This window comes from Arthrobacter sp. 10T416 (assembly GCF_056394165.1).
Genome location: NZ_JBFTHI010000005.1, coordinates 165538 through 179397, shown reverse-complemented (window position 1 = coordinate 179397; position 13860 = coordinate 165538). Strand labels below are relative to the sequence as shown.

Genomic DNA, 13860 nt, shown 5'->3' with positions numbered 1-13860 from the left:
CCCTGAGGGAACACCATGTCTACAGATGTCTCGCCCAGCGCACCCAGCGACCCCGCGCAGACCACGGTAAGCCCCGCCGCGGGGGTGGCCGCGCCGGAGAAACTGTCCCGGGAGTCCGTCACCATCATCGCGACCCTTTTGGTGGCGACCTTCGTGGTGATCCTCAACGAAACCATCATGAACGTTGCCCTGCAGCGGCTGATGGTGGACCTGAACGTTGATGCCCCCACCGTCCAATGGCTGGCCACGGGCTTTATGCTGACCATGGCCGTGGTCATCCCGACCACCGGATTCATCCTGCAGCGACTCTCCACCCGCGCTGTCTTTATGCTCGCCATGGGACTGTTCTCCGGCGGCACCCTGCTGGCCGCCGTCGCCCCGGGCTTTGAGGTGCTCCTCCTGGCCAGGATCGTCCAGGCCGGCGGCACCGCGATTATGCTTCCGCTGCTGATGACCACCATCCTGACCCTGGTGCCCGTCTCCCGGCGCGGCGCCGTGATGGGGAACGTCAGCATTGCGATCTCCGTCGCACCGGCCATGGGACCTACCGTCTCCGGGCTGATCCTGCAGAACTTCTCCTGGCGCTTTATGTTCGTGTTCGTCCTGCCCATCGCCCTGCTCGCGTTCGGCATCGGCGCCCGGTTCCTGCGCAACATCGGCGAAAAGGAAAAAACCCGCCTGGACGCGCTCTCCGTGATCCTGACCGTGCCGGCGTTCGGCGGTGTGGTCTACGGGCTGAGCCAGATCGGCGGCAGCGAGGGGAGTGCCGCCACCGGTGCGGTCGCAGCGCTGGCCGTCGGCGTTGTCGCACTCCTGGCTTTTGTCCTGCGCCAGGTGCGGCTGCAGCGCTCCGACGCGCCCCTGCTGGACCTGCGCGCGTTCAACTTCCGGATGTTCACCGTGTCCGTGCTGCTGCTGGTGGTCGCGATAATCGCCCTGTTCGGCGCCGTGATCCTGCTGCCCCTGTACCTGCAGGAAGTCCGCGGCCTCAAGTCACTGGAAACCGGACTCGCCCTGCTCCCGGGCGGACTCGCAATGGGCCTGCTGGGCCCGGTGATCGGCCGGCTGTTCGACAAGTTCGGTCCGCTGCCGTTGACCGTGACCGGGTCCGTGCTGATGGTGCTGTCACTGTGGCAGTTCTCGACGCTGGACGCCCAGACCCCGGTCGGCTGGATCATCGCGCTGCACGTCACCCTGAGCCTGGGCCTGGCCCTACTGTTCACCCCGGCCTTCACCACAGGCCTGAACCCGCTGCCGCCGCACCTCTACTCGCACGGCTCGGCCATTATGAGCACCCTGCAGCAGGTCGCTGGCGCTGCCGGCACGGCCCTGCTGGTCTCCATCTTCGCCGTCGTCTCGGCCGGCTCGGGCATCGTCGCGGGTATGCACGCGGCGTTCCTGACCGCAGCGGCCATCGCGCTCGCCGCCGTCGTACTCGCGGCCCTGATGCGCAAGACCGAAGGCGCCGCCGGACCGGGCGGGCACTGACCGCAGCCGGCGTCCGCGGGCGCCGGTCCGGCAGCCGGCCGGCCCGGCGTGGGCCTAGCCGGCGAAGAAGTCGCTGAGTTCGGCGATGAGCTTGTCCGGGGCCTTGTTGACGCCGTCGTGGCCCATGCCCGGCAGGATGGTGTAGCTGGAGCCGGACAGCACGTCATGGATCTGCCCGCAGGCCACCCCGAAGTAGGCCGGGCTCTTTTCGCCCACAACGATCAGCGTCTCCAGCGGCAGCTCCAGGAACGGCTCGGCCGGCATGTCCGCTGCGATGATCGCCCTGATCTCGCGGACGCCGGTCTTCATCAGTTCGCGCAGCTGCTTGCCGACGGGCGTGCCGGCGGTCAGTTTGTTCGCCAGCGTCAGCATGGACAGCGGCATCCTCGAGAGCGCGCTGCCGGTCTCGAGGCCGCGCACCAGGACGGCGAGGGCACGGTCGTCGTCGCCGGCGGCGGTCAGGCGCTCGTACTCCGGGATCCAGTCGGCGGACACGCTGTGGTTCACCGACACGGCGGGGTCGTACACCGCCAGGCGTTCCACCGGCAGGGTCCTGGCGGCGTGCAGCGCCACCGCCCCGCCGAAGCTGTGCCCGAAGACGTCCGTGCTGGCGGTGTGCTTCATCACGGCGTCGAGGTCGCGGATGTCCGCGTCCAGTGTGTAGTCCTCCGCCTGCGGCGACGAGGAGCCGCGGCCGCGGCGGTTAAACGTATGGACCGGGCGGCCCAGGGCGGCGCTGAGTTTCTGCGCGAACCGGGTGTAGTCGGCGGCCGTCACCATGGAGGCCGGGACGACGACGACGCCGGAACCCGCCGCGGCTAGATCCGCGCCCGTGCTGAAAAGCTCAAGGGTGCCGCCGTCGGGGGTTCTGATGTTCTCGCGGGTCATGCTCCGAGCCTAGCGGAGCCGCCCGGGTCCGCACAGCAGGGATGGCTTCAGCTGCCCAGCCGGCCGCCGGAGATCTCCAGGTAGCACGAGCCGCAGAGCGACTCGTACCAAGCGTCCTGCCCGTCGATGGCCACCTGGTCGCCGTCGAACACCACGTCGTCGCCGATCCGGCGGGTATTAAAGATGGCCTTCCGACCGCACCGGCAGATGGTCTTGAGCTCTTCGAGGGTGTGCGCAATTTCCAGGAGCCGCAGGGACCCCGGGAAGGCGCGGGTGCGGAAATCCGTGCGGATGCCGTAGGCCAGCACCGGAACGTTGTCCAGCACGGCGATGCGGAAGAGGTCGTCAACCTGCTCCGGCTCCAGGAACTGCGCCTCGTCCACCAGCAGGCACGCCACGGGCGGCGTGTCCACGTGCTGGAGGAGGGCGTCGGGATCGTCCCCGTGGGCCTGGGCCGAGAACAGCTGCCTCGCCGACGCCCCGGCCGGGATCAGGAAGTCCACCGAGCGGGTCATCCCCAGCCGGGACACGACGTCGGCGTCGCCCTTGGTATCGATGTCCGGTTTGGCCAGCAGCACCCGCTGGCCGCGCTCTTCGTAGTTGAAGGCGGCCTGCAGCAGGCCCGTCGACTTGCCGGAGTTCATCGCGCCGTAGCGGAAGTAGAGCTTGGCCAAGGGGGTCCTTTCGACATAGGTCGCCCCCGATTCTAGTGCCAGAAGTCAGCGGGCCTGCCGCAGCCGGCGGCGGATCCTGAGCCGCGCCGGGATGTCCGCGCCGTCCAGCAGGAACCTGGCCGCTATCAGCGCGAGCCGCCGGTTCCCGGGCCGGATCGGTCCTTCGTGCAGCTGGCCGGGGACCGAGGCGAACTCAATGGCGGGGACGGCCGCCGCGAGCTGCCTCCCCGTGTCGGCAAAGTAGGCCGGGCTCCACCCGCCGGTGAGCATCAGCGTCGGCGCGGTGATGGCGGCGAAGTCCGGAAGCCCGGCGTCGGCGGCCAGCACGGCACGCATCTCGGCGACGGCCGTGGGCAGCAGTTCCCGCATTTCCGCGCCGAGGGTGGTCCGGGCCGAGAGGATGCTGAGCATCCGCAGGGCACCCAGCGGCAGCCTCGACACCGGACCCGCGGTCTCGAGGCCCTGGACCAGGAGCGCCCACGCATGGTCAAGTTCCCCGGCCGCCACCGAGCGTTCCAGTTCCGGCCGCCAGCGGCTGGCCAGGTTCCCCGCCAGGGATACCGCCGCGTCGTAGGTCACCATGCGGCGGATGGGGAGGGTGCGCGCAGCCTGGAGCGCCACGAAGCCGCCGTAACTGTGGGCGACGACGTCGGTTGAACCGGTGTGCCGGAGCACGGCGGCGAGGTCAGCCACTTCCGTGGCCGCCGAATAGTCCGCGGGCTGGGCCGAGGAACCGGCGCGGCCGCGGCGGTTGTAACTGTGCACCGGACGGCCGAGCAGCCGGCCCAGGCTCCGGGCGAAGGATCGGTACAGGGCGTCGGTGACCAGGGTCCCGTGCACCAGCACGACGCCGGCCCCGGCGGCCGCTTCCGGCGCGGGCGGGAAGCTGTGCACCTCAAGGTGCCCCGCGCCGTCGTCCGTCGGAATCGTGCTTGTCTCCACAGCCTCGAGTCTATTCCCGTGCCCGCCGGACCGGAGGGGGCTGAACGCCCGGTAAACTTAGGGATTGTGACTTCCCAAAACGCCCCCGTCCCGAACAACGCCGCCGAGCCGCACGATGCCAGCGAACAGACGCTGGTCCGTATGGAGAAGCGCGCCAAGCTGATCGAGCGTGGCGTCGAGGCGTACCCGGTGGGGGTCGAGCGCACCCACTCGCTGACCGAAGTCCGCGAAAAGTACGCCCACCTCGTGGCCGATGAAACCACCGGCGACGTCGTCGGCGTGACCGGCCGCATCGTCTTCATCCGCAACACCGGCAAGCTCTGCTTCGCCACCCTGCAGGAGGGCGGCCTCGACGGGAAAGCCGTCCGGCTGCAGGTGATGGTCAGCCTGGCCAACGTCGGCGAAGAGGCGCTCGCCGACTGGAAGTCCCTGGTGGACCTCGGCGACCACGTCTTCATCAAGGGCGAGGTGATCTCCTCGCGCCGCGGCGAACTCTCCGTGATGGCCGATTCCTGGTCCATGGCGTCCAAGGCCCTGCGGCCGCTTCCCGTGCTGCACGCCGAACTGAACGAGGAAACCCGCGTCCGCCAGCGCTACGTGGACCTGATCGTCCGCGACGAGGCCCGCGAGATGGTCTACACCCGCGCCGCGATCACCCGCTCCATCCGCGAAACCCTGCACCGCCAGGGCTACGTGGAGGTGGAAACCCCGATGCTCCAGCTGGTGCACGGCGGCGCCACGGCCCGCCCGTTCGAGACGCACATGAACGCGTTCGACCAGAAAATGACCCTCCGGATCGCCACCGAGCTGTACCTCAAGCGCACCGTGGTGGGCGGAATCGACCGCGTCTATGACATGGGCCGGGTCTTCCGCAACGAGGGTGTCGACTCCACCCACAGCCCCGAATTCACCACCCTGGAGAGCTACGAGGCCTGGGCCGACCAGTTCGTGATGGCGGACCGCATCAAGGAACTCATCCTTGACGCGGCCGACGCCGCCGGCGTGGGCCGCGTGCTCCAGACCGAGGCCGGGGAGATCAACCTCGACGGCGACTGGGCCTGGATGGCCGTCTACCCGGGGCTGTCCGACTTCGTGGGCCAGGAGATCACCCCGGACACCACCGTTCCGGAACTGCTGGCCATCGCGGCCAAGCACGAGGTCAAGGTGGATGCGGCCTGGGACGCCGAGAAGCTCGTGGTGGAGCTCTTCGGCGAGCTGGTCGAGCCCACCCTGCTCAACCCCACGTTCGTCTACGACTACCCGCCCTCCGCGCAGCCGCTGGCCCGCCAGCACCGCGAGGACCACCGGCTGATCGAGGCCTGGGACCTGATCATCGGCGGCATGGAGCGCGGCACCGCGTTCTCCGAGCTGATCGACCCGGTGATCCAGCGTGAACGGCTCACCGAGCAGTCCCGCCGTTCCGCCGCGGGCGACGTCGAAGCGATGCAGCTGGACGAGGACTTCCTCCGCGCCCTTGAATACGGTGCCCCGCCGATGGGCGGCATCGGCCTCGGCATCGACCGGCTGGTCATGCTTTTCACCGGCGCCGGCATCCGCGAGACCATTCTCTTCCCGCTGCTCAAGCCCGAAGGCAACTGATTATGGAATACATTGCCGTCCTGCTCCCGTCCGTTGTGGTGGGGCTCCTCTTCTGGTTCGCCATGAAGTCGATTTTTAATGCCGACAAATCCGAGCGCCAGGCTGAGGCGCGGGCCCAGGCGGAGGCCTACGCCCGCGGTCCGGAGCAAAATCCCGCCGCCGGGTCCGGGCATTCCCCCGAACAGCCGTAATACCGGCGGGCTATTCCTGCCCGGATTTCCTTTGGGCAACCATTTTCACTTTGACTCTGAGCCATATAAAGATGGATAATTTCTTCAGATACATCCTGCTTTTCTAAAAACTCGACCTTTTGAAAAGAGAGTCTTTATGGCACAGAAAGTTAAAATCATCCTTGTTGATGATCTGGATGGGGGATCCGCGGACGAAACTGTCCGGTTTGGCCTTGATGGCGTCAGTTATGAAATTGACTTGTCGTCGGGCAATGCGTCGGAACTACGCTCGGCAGTCGAGCGGTATGTGTCCCACGCGCGAAAGACATCAAGCGGCCGGGCTACCCGGACAAAAGCTGCGGGCGGCCGTAACCAGGACTCGGCGCAGATTCGCCAGTGGGCCCGGGACAACGGTTATGCCGTAAACAGCCGCGGCCGTATCCAGGCCGAAATTCAGGAAGCCTACCAAAAGGCAAATTCCTAGCAGCGGCCATGCCGGGTGCAGCACCCCGGAGCAATTGCATATGAGGAAGCCCCCGCCCTCCGGCGGGGGCTTCCTCATTTCCACCCGCCGGTGCAGCCTCACCGGGCCTTTCCGTCCGCGGAGGCCGCTCCCCGGCCCGAGGCCAAGGGGCGCGGCCGCAGGCCCTCGCCGGAGGCGGCGCGGTGGCGGCGTTCTGGCCCCGATACCCCGCCGTCGAGACCCACGGTTTCCCCCGTGGCGAACAAGCCACAAATCTCGAACTCCGCCACGTAGCATCAAAGTACGTCGTAGCTAGGAGTGTGGCGAAATGTTTGAGCGATTTACGGACCGTGCCCGTCGCGTAGTTGTGCTTGCCCAAGAAGAGGCACGCATGCTGAACCACAATTACATCGGTACCGAACACATCCTCTTGGGCCTGATCCATGAGGGTGAAGGTGTTGCCGCCAAAGCCCTCGAATCCCTGAGCATCTCGCTCGACGGGGTCCGCGAACAGGTGCAGGAGATCATCGGCCAGGGCCAGCAGGCCCCGTCCGGCCACATCCCCTTCACGCCGCGGGCCAAGAAGGTGCTGGAACTCTCGCTGCGCGAGGCCCTGCAGCTGGGCCACAACTACATCGGCACCGAGCACATCCTGCTCGGCCTCATCCGTGAGGGCGAGGGCGTCGCGGCCCAGGTGCTGGTCAAGCTCGGAGCGGACCTGAACCGTGTCCGCCAGCAGGTCATCCAGCTGCTCTCCGGCTACCAGGGCAAGGAAACCACCGGCGCAGGCGTCGGCTCCGGCCAGGCTGAAGGCACCCCGGCCGGCTCGGTGGTCCTCGACCAGTTCGGCCGCAACCTGACCCAGGCCGCCCGGGAGAACAAGCTTGACCCGGTGATCGGACGCGAGCAGGAAATGGAACGCGTAATGCAGGTCCTTTCCCGCCGCACCAAGAACAACCCGGTGCTGATCGGTGAGCCCGGCGTCGGCAAGACCGCCGTCGTCGAAGGCCTCGCCCAGGCGATTGTCCGCGGCGACGTCCCCGAGACCATCAAGGACAAGCAGCTCTACACCCTGGACCTCGGGTCCCTGGTGGCCGGCTCCCGCTACCGCGGTGACTTCGAAGAGCGCCTGAAGAAGGTGCTGAAGGAAATCCGCACCCGTGGTGACATCATCCTGTTCATCGACGAGATCCACACGCTGGTGGGTGCCGGTGCCGCCGAGGGCGCCATCGACGCCGCGTCGATCCTGAAGCCCATGCTGGCCCGTGGCGAACTCCAGACCATCGGCGCCACCACCCTGGATGAATACCGCAAGCACATCGAGAAGGACGCCGCCCTGGAGCGCCGCTTCCAGCCGATCCAGGTCAAGGAGCCCTCCGTCGCCGACGCGATCGAGATCCTCAAGGGCCTGCGTGACCGCTACGAGGCGCACCACCGCGTGACCATCACCGACGGCGCACTCGCTTCGGCGGCCAGCCTGTCCGAGCGCTACATCTCGGACCGGTTCCTGCCGGACAAGGCCATCGACCTGATCGACGAGGCCGGCGCGCGGCTGCGCATCCGCCGCATGACCGCCCCGCCGGAGCTCAAGGTCATGGACGAGAAGATCTCGGCCATGAAGCTTGAGAAGGAATCCGCGATCGATGCGCAGGACTTCGAGGGCGCCGCCGCACTGCGCGACAAGGAGCAGAAGCTCATTGCCGAGCGTGCGGAGAAGGAACGCCAGTGGAAGACCGGCGGCATGGACGACATCTCCGAGGTGGATGAGGATCTCATCGCCGAGGTGCTGGCGAACTCCACCGGTATCCCGGTCTTCAAGCTGACCGAGGAAGAGTCCTCGCGCCTGCTGAAGATGGAAGACGAACTGCACAAGCGTGTTGTCGGCCAGGACGAGGCCATCAAGGCCCTGTCCCAGGCGATCCGCCGCACGCGTGCGGGCCTCAAGGATCCGAAGCGCCCGGGCGGCTCGTTCATTTTCGCCGGCCCCACCGGCGTCGGCAAGACCGAGCTCGCCAAGGCCCTCGCGGAGTTCCTGTTCGGCGAGGAAGACGCCCTCATCACGCTGGACATGTCCGAGTACTCGGAAAAGCACACCGTGTCCCGGCTCTTCGGTGCCCCTCCGGGTTACGTGGGCTACGAGGAAGGCGGCCAGCTGACCGAGAAGGTCCGGCGTCGTCCGTTCTCCGTGGTCCTGTTCGACGAAGTGGAGAAGGCCCACGCCGACCTCTTCAACTCGCTCCTGCAGATTCTCGAAGACGGCCGCCTGACCGACTCCCAGGGCCGGGTGGTGGACTTCAAGAACACCGTGATCATCATGACCACGAACCTCGGCACCCGGGACATCTCCAAGAGCGTTGCCACCGGCTTCCAGTCCGGCACGGACACGCAGACCGGCTACAACCGGATGCGCGCCCGGGTCACGGAGGAGCTCAAGCAGCACTTCCGCCCCGAGTTCCTGAACCGTGTTGACGACGTCGTGGTCTTCCCGCAGCTGACCCAGGACGAGATCATCGAGATCGTGGACCTGTTCGTCAACCGCCTCGAGAAGCGCCTCAAGGACAAGGACATGGGCATCGAGCTCACGCCCGCGGCCAAGGTGCTGCTCGCCACCCGCGGCTACGATCCCGCGATGGGCGCCCGGCCGCTGCGCCGGACCATCCAGCGCGAGATCGAGGACCAGCTCTCCGAGAAGATCCTCTTCGGCGAACTGCACTCCGGCGACATCGTGGTGGTGGACGTCGAGGGCGAAGGCGACGAGGCGAAGTTCACCTTCGCCGGTAACGCCAAGCCGCGCATCCCGGAGATCGCTCCGAGCGTCTAGGCGCAAAAGCTACGAATGCAAGAGGGCTCCGGCCGCTTCCCCAAGGAAGTGGCCGGAGCCCTCTGTGCGTCTGTACTGCGTCTGTGCTGCCGTCTGTCCCGTGTCGGTCCTGCCCGGCAGGCCTCAGGCTTTGACCGTGATCCACTCGCCGTCGATGGCCGCGTTCAGCTTCGCCAGCGGCGCCTGTGCCGGACCGTTGACCACGCTGCCGTCGGAGCCCTTGAAGGAGGATCCATGGCACGGGCACTGGAAGTCCTGTCCGGCCGGGGCCACCGGGCAGCCAGCGTGGGTGCAGGCCGCGTCGTACGCCACGACGGTCTTGTCATCCTGCCGGAAGATCACCACCGTCTTGCCATTGATGTTTCCCGTGGCGGTGGAGCCGACCTTCACCTCGCTCAACTTGCCGATCCGGACGGCGGTGCCAGCCGGCACCGACGGGCCCGCTGCCGCTGAGGACGACGGCGGCCCAGCGGGCGAACCTGCGCAGGCCGAGAGGCCCAAGGCGCTGCCGCCCAGGGCGCCGGCACCAAGGAGTAGGGAGCGTCGGGGCAAGGACTTTTCAGGGTTCATGGACCCATCATGCCAACACTCCCTGAAAGTCCGCTCCGATTCGGCAGCATTTCAGTCTGAAGTGAGTGTTTCACTCTCAGTGAACGGAGTGTGATCCGGGGCACAAGGGGTGTTGAATCGGGGCATGGCTTCTACTGACACGCAGACCCCGGCTGAACAGCCCGAGACCCCGTTCCACGACCTGGACCACTACCTCGCGATCCCCAGGGTCAGCGGCCTGGCCCTCAGCCCGGACGGCAGAAGGCTGGTCACCACCGTGGCCACGCTGAACGACAAGGGCACCGAGTACCGCACCGCCCTCTGGGAACTGGATCCGGCCGGGAAGAAGCAGGCCCGGCGGATCACGCGCAGCGCCAAGGGGGAGGCCGGCGCCGTGTTCGCCGCCGATGGCAGCCTCTACTTCACTTCCGCGCGTCCCGACCCGGAAAGCCCGGACGCCGATCCGGTCAATGCCCTCTGGGTCCTTCCTGCCGACGGCGGCGAGGCCCGGGTTGCGCTGTCACGGGCCGGCGGCGTTAGCGGCCTGCTGGCCGCTAAACAGGCGGACGCACTGTTCGTCACGGCCTCAGTCCTCGCCGGGTCCACCGGCGAGGATAACGACGAGGAGCGCCGCAAGGCCAGGCAGGACAACAAGGTGGCCGCGATCCTGCACAGCGGCTATCCCGTGCGGTACTGGGACGCGGACCTGGGCCCCGCCCAGCCGCGCCTCTTCGCCGTCGAACCCGGGGACCAGCCGGAACCCGGCAAGCCCGCGACCGTGGACGCCGCGGCCCCGGTCAAGCTGCGGAACCTGACCCCGGATGCCGGCAACGCGCTGCGCGACGCTGAAACCGTGGTCAGCCCCGACGGGAAGACCCTCTACAGCTCCTTCACCCGGCCCCTGGCCAACGCGGACTCCCGGACCATGCTGGTGGCCGTGGACGTCGCCACCGGCACGCGGCAGGTCCTGCTGGACACCGAAGGCATGAGCTACTTCCCCGGCCCGGTCAGCCCGGACGGGCGGACCCTCGCCGTGGTCAGCGAATCCGACACCACGCCGGAACAGGCGCCACGGGTGTCACTGCACCTCCTCGACCTCGGCACCCCGGACGCGGAACTGACGCCGCTCGCGCACAACTGGGACCGCTGGCCCCACCCCGCCGCCTGGCTGCCGGACGGTTCTGCCCTGCTGGTGACCGCGGACGACGACGGCGCGTCCCCGGTGTTCCGGATCGACGTGCCCGACGACGCAGGCAACGCAGCCGGCGAAGTGGCCCCGGTGCGCCTGACGGCCGACGCCGCCGCGTACACCGATCTTTCGGTTTCGCCGGACGGAAGGGCGGCCTACGCCCTGCGCAGCTCCTACGAATTCCCCGCCGAAGCGGTCCGGATCGACCTGGCCAGCGGCGAGGTCACCAGGTTGCCGGCGCCCGCCGACCGCCCGGCCTACCTCGGCACGCTGGAGCGGGTGGAAACCACGTCCGCCACCGGCGACCGCGTTCCCGGCTACCTCGCACTGCCGGAAGGCGCCTCGGCCGGCAACCCGGCCCCGCTGCTGCTCTGGATCCACGGCGGCCCGCTGGGATCCTGGAACGCCTGGACCTGGCGCTGGAACCCGTGGCTGCTGGTGGCCCGCGGCTACGCCGTCCTGCTCCCGGACCCCGCCCTGTCCACCGGCTACGGCCAGGCTCACATCCAGCGCGGCTGGGGCGAATGGGGCAAGGCACCCTTCCAGGACCTGATGGCCATCACGGACGCCGTGGAGCAGCGCGCCGACATCGACGAGACGCGCACCGCGGCCATGGGCGGGTCTTTCGGCGGCTACATGGCCAACTGGGTGGCCGGGCACACGGACCGGTTCAAGGCGATCGTCACGCATGCCAGCCTGTGGGCCCTGGACCAGTTCGGTCCGACCACCGACGCCGCGCAGTACTGGCTCAAGGAAATGACCGTGGAGATGGCCGCGGAGAACTCGCCCCACCTGCACGTGGAGAACATCCGCACCCCGATGCTGGTCATCCACGGCGACAAGGACTACCGGGTGCCCATTGGGGAGGGGCTGCGGCTCTGGTACGAGCTGCTGTCCAAATCGCAGCTGGCGGCCGACGAGAACGGCGAGACCGAGCACCGGTTCCTGTACTTCCCGGACGAAAACCACTGGATCCTGCAGCCGCAGCATGCCAAGGTCTGGTACGGCGTCGTCGAGCACTTCCTGGCCCGGAACCTGCTGGACAAGGACCTGCCCGTGCCGGACGAGCTGGGCCTCTAAACCCCCCGCCGGGCCCCTGCTCGGGGCCCGGCGCGGGCCTCCCGCAACCCGCGCCGTAGGATTGGGGCTGTGACTGACTCGATCCGCATCCGCCCGGCCCGCACCGGCGACGTCGCCGCCATCAAGACCCTCGTGGCACCCCTGGCCGATCAGCGGATCCTCATGGCCAAGGAAACGGTGGCCTATTACGAGAGCCTGCAGGAGTTCCGGATAGCCGAAGCGGCCGACGGCGAGGTGATCGGCTGCGGGGCACTGCACGTGATGTGGGAGGACCTTGCGGAGGTGCGCACCCTGGCCACCTCCGATGCGTGGCGCGGCAAGGGCGTCGGCCACCTGCTGGTGGAGCGGCTGCTGGAGGACGGCAAGGCGCTGGGCATCTCCCGGGTGTTCTGCCTTACCTTCGAGGTGGACTTCTTCAAGAAACACGGCTTTGACGTGATGGCGGACCAGACGGCCGTGGATCCAGTGGTGTATTCGGAGCTCCTGCGCTCGCATGACGAGGGTGTTGCGGAGTTCCTGGACCTCGCCCGGGTGAAGCCCAACACCCTCGGCAACACCCGGATGATCCGTACGATCTAAGCCTCAGCTGCCCCTGCCGAACGGGCCTTCCGCCAAATCAACATGGTGGATAAACTGATGGCGGCCCAATGGGGAGGGCCACCAGCTTCGGAGGCAGAAATTGCACAATCGCGTGGTTTTTCCAGATTTCTCCGCATTTCAAATGTCGATCGACGCCGCGCCCGTCCAGCCGGATCCATCCGGCACGGACCCCGCCTTAGGCTCCGGCCCTGGCGCCGGGGCCGATGACGCCGCCGCCCGCAGGCTGCAGGCCCGGACCGCCCTTGGTCCCGGCGCCTGGCCGGGCTTTACACCACAGGCCACACCAGGCACCTGAACGCTCCTGCGGGGGCGGAATCCGGAGCCTACCAATGGTCGGGCCCCGGTAGTAGGGTCGAGACAAGCAGCCAGGACAACCATCCAGGGAGCACAGCCATGAAGAAACTCATCAACGATCCCAAAGCAGTGGTCGACGAGTCAGTGGAGGGGTTTGGGCTGGCGCACGCCGACCTCGTGACCGTCCATCCGGATCCAAAATTCATCGTCCGCAAGGACGCCCCGGTGGCCGGTAAGGTCGGGCTCGTCTCCGGTGGCGGCAGCGGACACGAACCCCTGCACGGCGGCTACGTGGGCATGGGCATGCTCGACGCCGCTGTACCGGGAGCGGTCTTCACCTCGCCTACCCCGGACCAGATCCTACCCGCCACACTGGCCGTCAACTCCGGCGCCGGCGTCGTGCACATCGTCAAGAACTACACCGGCGACGTCCTGAACTTCGAGACCGCCGCCGAGCTGGCCCAGGCCGAGGGCGTGGAAGTCCGCACCGTGCTGGTCAACGACGACGTCGCCGTGCAGGATTCGCTCTACACCGCCGGACGCCGGGGCGTCGGAGGCACCGTCCTGATCGAGAAAATCGCCGGCGCCGCCGCCGAGCGCGGCGACAGCCTGGACGCCGTCGCCGCCATCGGTGACCGCGTCAACCAGAACGTCCGCAGCATGGGCGTCGCCCTGAGCGCGTGCACCGTTCCGCACGCCGGGGTGCCAAGCTTCGAGCTTGAGGACAACGAAATCGAGATCGGCATCGGCATCCATGGCGAGCCCGGCCGGCAGAAAATCGCGATGGAACCTGCCGACGGCATCACGGACCGCCTGCTGGACCCGGTGGTCAGCGACCTCGGGCTCGCCTCGGGCGATAAGGTCCTGCTGTTCGTCAACGGAATGGGCGGCACCCCGCAGAGCGAGCTGTACATCGTCTACCGCCGGGCGGCGCAGCGGCTCGCGGACCAGGGCGTCACCGTGGCCCGCTCACTGGTGGGCAACTACATCACGGCCCTGGAAATGCAGGGCTGCTCCATCACGGTCCTGCGCCTCGATGACGAGATGACCGGGCTGTGGGACGCGCCGGTGCACACCGCCGCCCTGCGCTGGGGAGCCTGAGC

General features: G+C 67.8%; 12 protein-coding genes. 8 read left to right on the top strand and 4 right to left on the bottom strand.

Going from position 1 to position 13860, the window contains the following annotated elements; all coding sequences use genetic code 11:
- The first annotated feature begins 15 nt into the window (after nt 1-15).
- Nucleotides 16-1488, top strand: coding sequence for an MDR family MFS transporter (locus AC1DBE_RS08225; protein WP_476970206.1), 1473 nt, complete (start codon nt 16-18; stop codon nt 1486-1488).
- 54 nt (nt 1489-1542) lie between these two features.
- Here the strand turns inward: AC1DBE_RS08225 and AC1DBE_RS08220 are convergent, their stop codons facing one another.
- Genes AC1DBE_RS08220 through AC1DBE_RS08210 form a run of 3 tightly spaced genes read right to left on the bottom strand, consistent with a single transcriptional unit; the run spans nt 1543 to nt 3992 of the window.
- Nucleotides 1543-2376 carry an alpha/beta fold hydrolase gene (locus AC1DBE_RS08220; protein ID WP_476970205.1) on the bottom strand — a complete coding sequence of 278 codons (834 nt, stop codon included), beginning with the start codon at nt 2374-2376 and terminating at the stop codon, nt 1543-1545.
- Between the two features lie 47 nt (nt 2377-2423).
- A complete protein-coding gene (locus tag AC1DBE_RS08215) occupies nt 2424-3050 on the bottom strand; it encodes a thymidine kinase (protein ID WP_476970204.1) in 627 nt (208 codons plus the stop codon).
- 45 nt (nt 3051-3095) lie between these two features.
- Complete coding sequence (locus AC1DBE_RS08210) at nt 3096-3992, bottom strand: alpha/beta fold hydrolase (protein WP_476970203.1); 897 nt, start codon at nt 3990-3992, stop codon at nt 3096-3098.
- Nucleotides 3993-4058: 66 nt separating this feature from the next.
- On the opposite strand from AC1DBE_RS08210, the gene lysS reads away from it, so the two are divergent.
- The 4 genes from lysS to AC1DBE_RS08190 all read left to right on the top strand — a co-directional run bounded on the left by lysS (nt 4059) and on the right by AC1DBE_RS08190 (nt 9045).
- Entirely contained in the window at nt 4059-5591 is a 1533-nt protein-coding gene (gene lysS / locus AC1DBE_RS08205) for a lysine--tRNA ligase (RefSeq protein WP_476970202.1), read from the top strand.
- Nucleotides 5592-5593: 2 nt separating this feature from the next.
- The gene (locus AC1DBE_RS08200; protein ID WP_476970201.1) at nt 5594-5782 is read left to right on the top strand and encodes a hypothetical protein; all 189 of its coding nucleotides are present in this window, start codon (nt 5594-5596) and stop codon (nt 5780-5782) included.
- Between the two features lie 136 nt (nt 5783-5918).
- A complete protein-coding gene (locus AC1DBE_RS08195; protein WP_476903504.1) occupies nt 5919-6245 on the top strand; it encodes a histone-like nucleoid-structuring protein Lsr2 in 327 nt (108 codons plus the stop codon).
- A 307-nt stretch (nt 6246-6552) separates the two neighbouring features.
- Nucleotides 6553-9045, top strand: coding sequence for an ATP-dependent Clp protease ATP-binding subunit (locus AC1DBE_RS08190; RefSeq protein ID WP_476903505.1), 2493 nt, complete (start codon nt 6553-6555; stop codon nt 9043-9045).
- Nucleotides 9046-9168: 123 nt separating this feature from the next.
- Here AC1DBE_RS08190 and AC1DBE_RS08185 read toward each other — a convergent pair whose 3' ends face one another.
- Complete coding sequence (locus tag AC1DBE_RS08185) at nt 9169-9615, bottom strand: Rieske (2Fe-2S) protein (RefSeq protein ID WP_476877869.1); 447 nt, start codon at nt 9613-9615, stop codon at nt 9169-9171.
- A gap of 124 nt (nt 9616-9739) precedes the next feature.
- On the opposite strand from AC1DBE_RS08185, the gene AC1DBE_RS08180 reads away from it, so the two are divergent.
- The 3 genes from AC1DBE_RS08180 to dhaK all read left to right on the top strand — a co-directional run bounded on the left by AC1DBE_RS08180 (nt 9740) and on the right by dhaK (nt 13858).
- Entirely contained in the window at nt 9740-11863 is a 2124-nt protein-coding gene (locus tag AC1DBE_RS08180) for a S9 family peptidase (RefSeq protein ID WP_476970200.1), read from the top strand.
- 69 nt (nt 11864-11932) lie between these two features.
- The gene (locus AC1DBE_RS08175; RefSeq protein ID WP_476877867.1) at nt 11933-12442 is read left to right on the top strand and encodes an amino-acid N-acetyltransferase; all 510 of its coding nucleotides are present in this window, start codon (nt 11933-11935) and stop codon (nt 12440-12442) included.
- 414 nt (nt 12443-12856) lie between these two features.
- Complete coding sequence (gene dhaK / locus AC1DBE_RS08170) at nt 12857-13858, top strand: dihydroxyacetone kinase subunit DhaK (protein ID WP_476877866.1); 1002 nt, start codon at nt 12857-12859, stop codon at nt 13856-13858.
- Nucleotides 13859-13860: the final 2 nt, after the last annotated feature.

Coding starts and splice junctions, on each gene's coding strand:
- AC1DBE_RS08200 (WP_476970201.1), top strand. CDS start 5,594: ATGGAATACATTGCCGTCCTGCTCCCGTCCGTTGTGGTGGGGCTCCTC.
- AC1DBE_RS08225 (WP_476970206.1), top strand. CDS start 16: ATGTCTACAGATGTCTCGCCCAGCGCACCCAGCGACCCCGCGCAGACC.
- AC1DBE_RS08180 (WP_476970200.1), top strand. CDS start 9,740: ATGGCTTCTACTGACACGCAGACCCCGGCTGAACAGCCCGAGACCCCG.
- AC1DBE_RS08190 (WP_476903505.1), top strand. CDS start 6,553: ATGTTTGAGCGATTTACGGACCGTGCCCGTCGCGTAGTTGTGCTTGCC.
- AC1DBE_RS08195 (WP_476903504.1), top strand. CDS start 5,919: ATGGCACAGAAAGTTAAAATCATCCTTGTTGATGATCTGGATGGGGGA.
- AC1DBE_RS08220 (WP_476970205.1), bottom strand. CDS start 2,376: ATGACCCGCGAGAACATCAGAACCCCCGACGGCGGCACCCTTGAGCTT.
- dhaK (WP_476877866.1), top strand. CDS start 12,857: ATGAAGAAACTCATCAACGATCCCAAAGCAGTGGTCGACGAGTCAGTG.
- AC1DBE_RS08185 (WP_476877869.1), bottom strand. CDS start 9,615: ATGAACCCTGAAAAGTCCTTGCCCCGACGCTCCCTACTCCTTGGTGCC.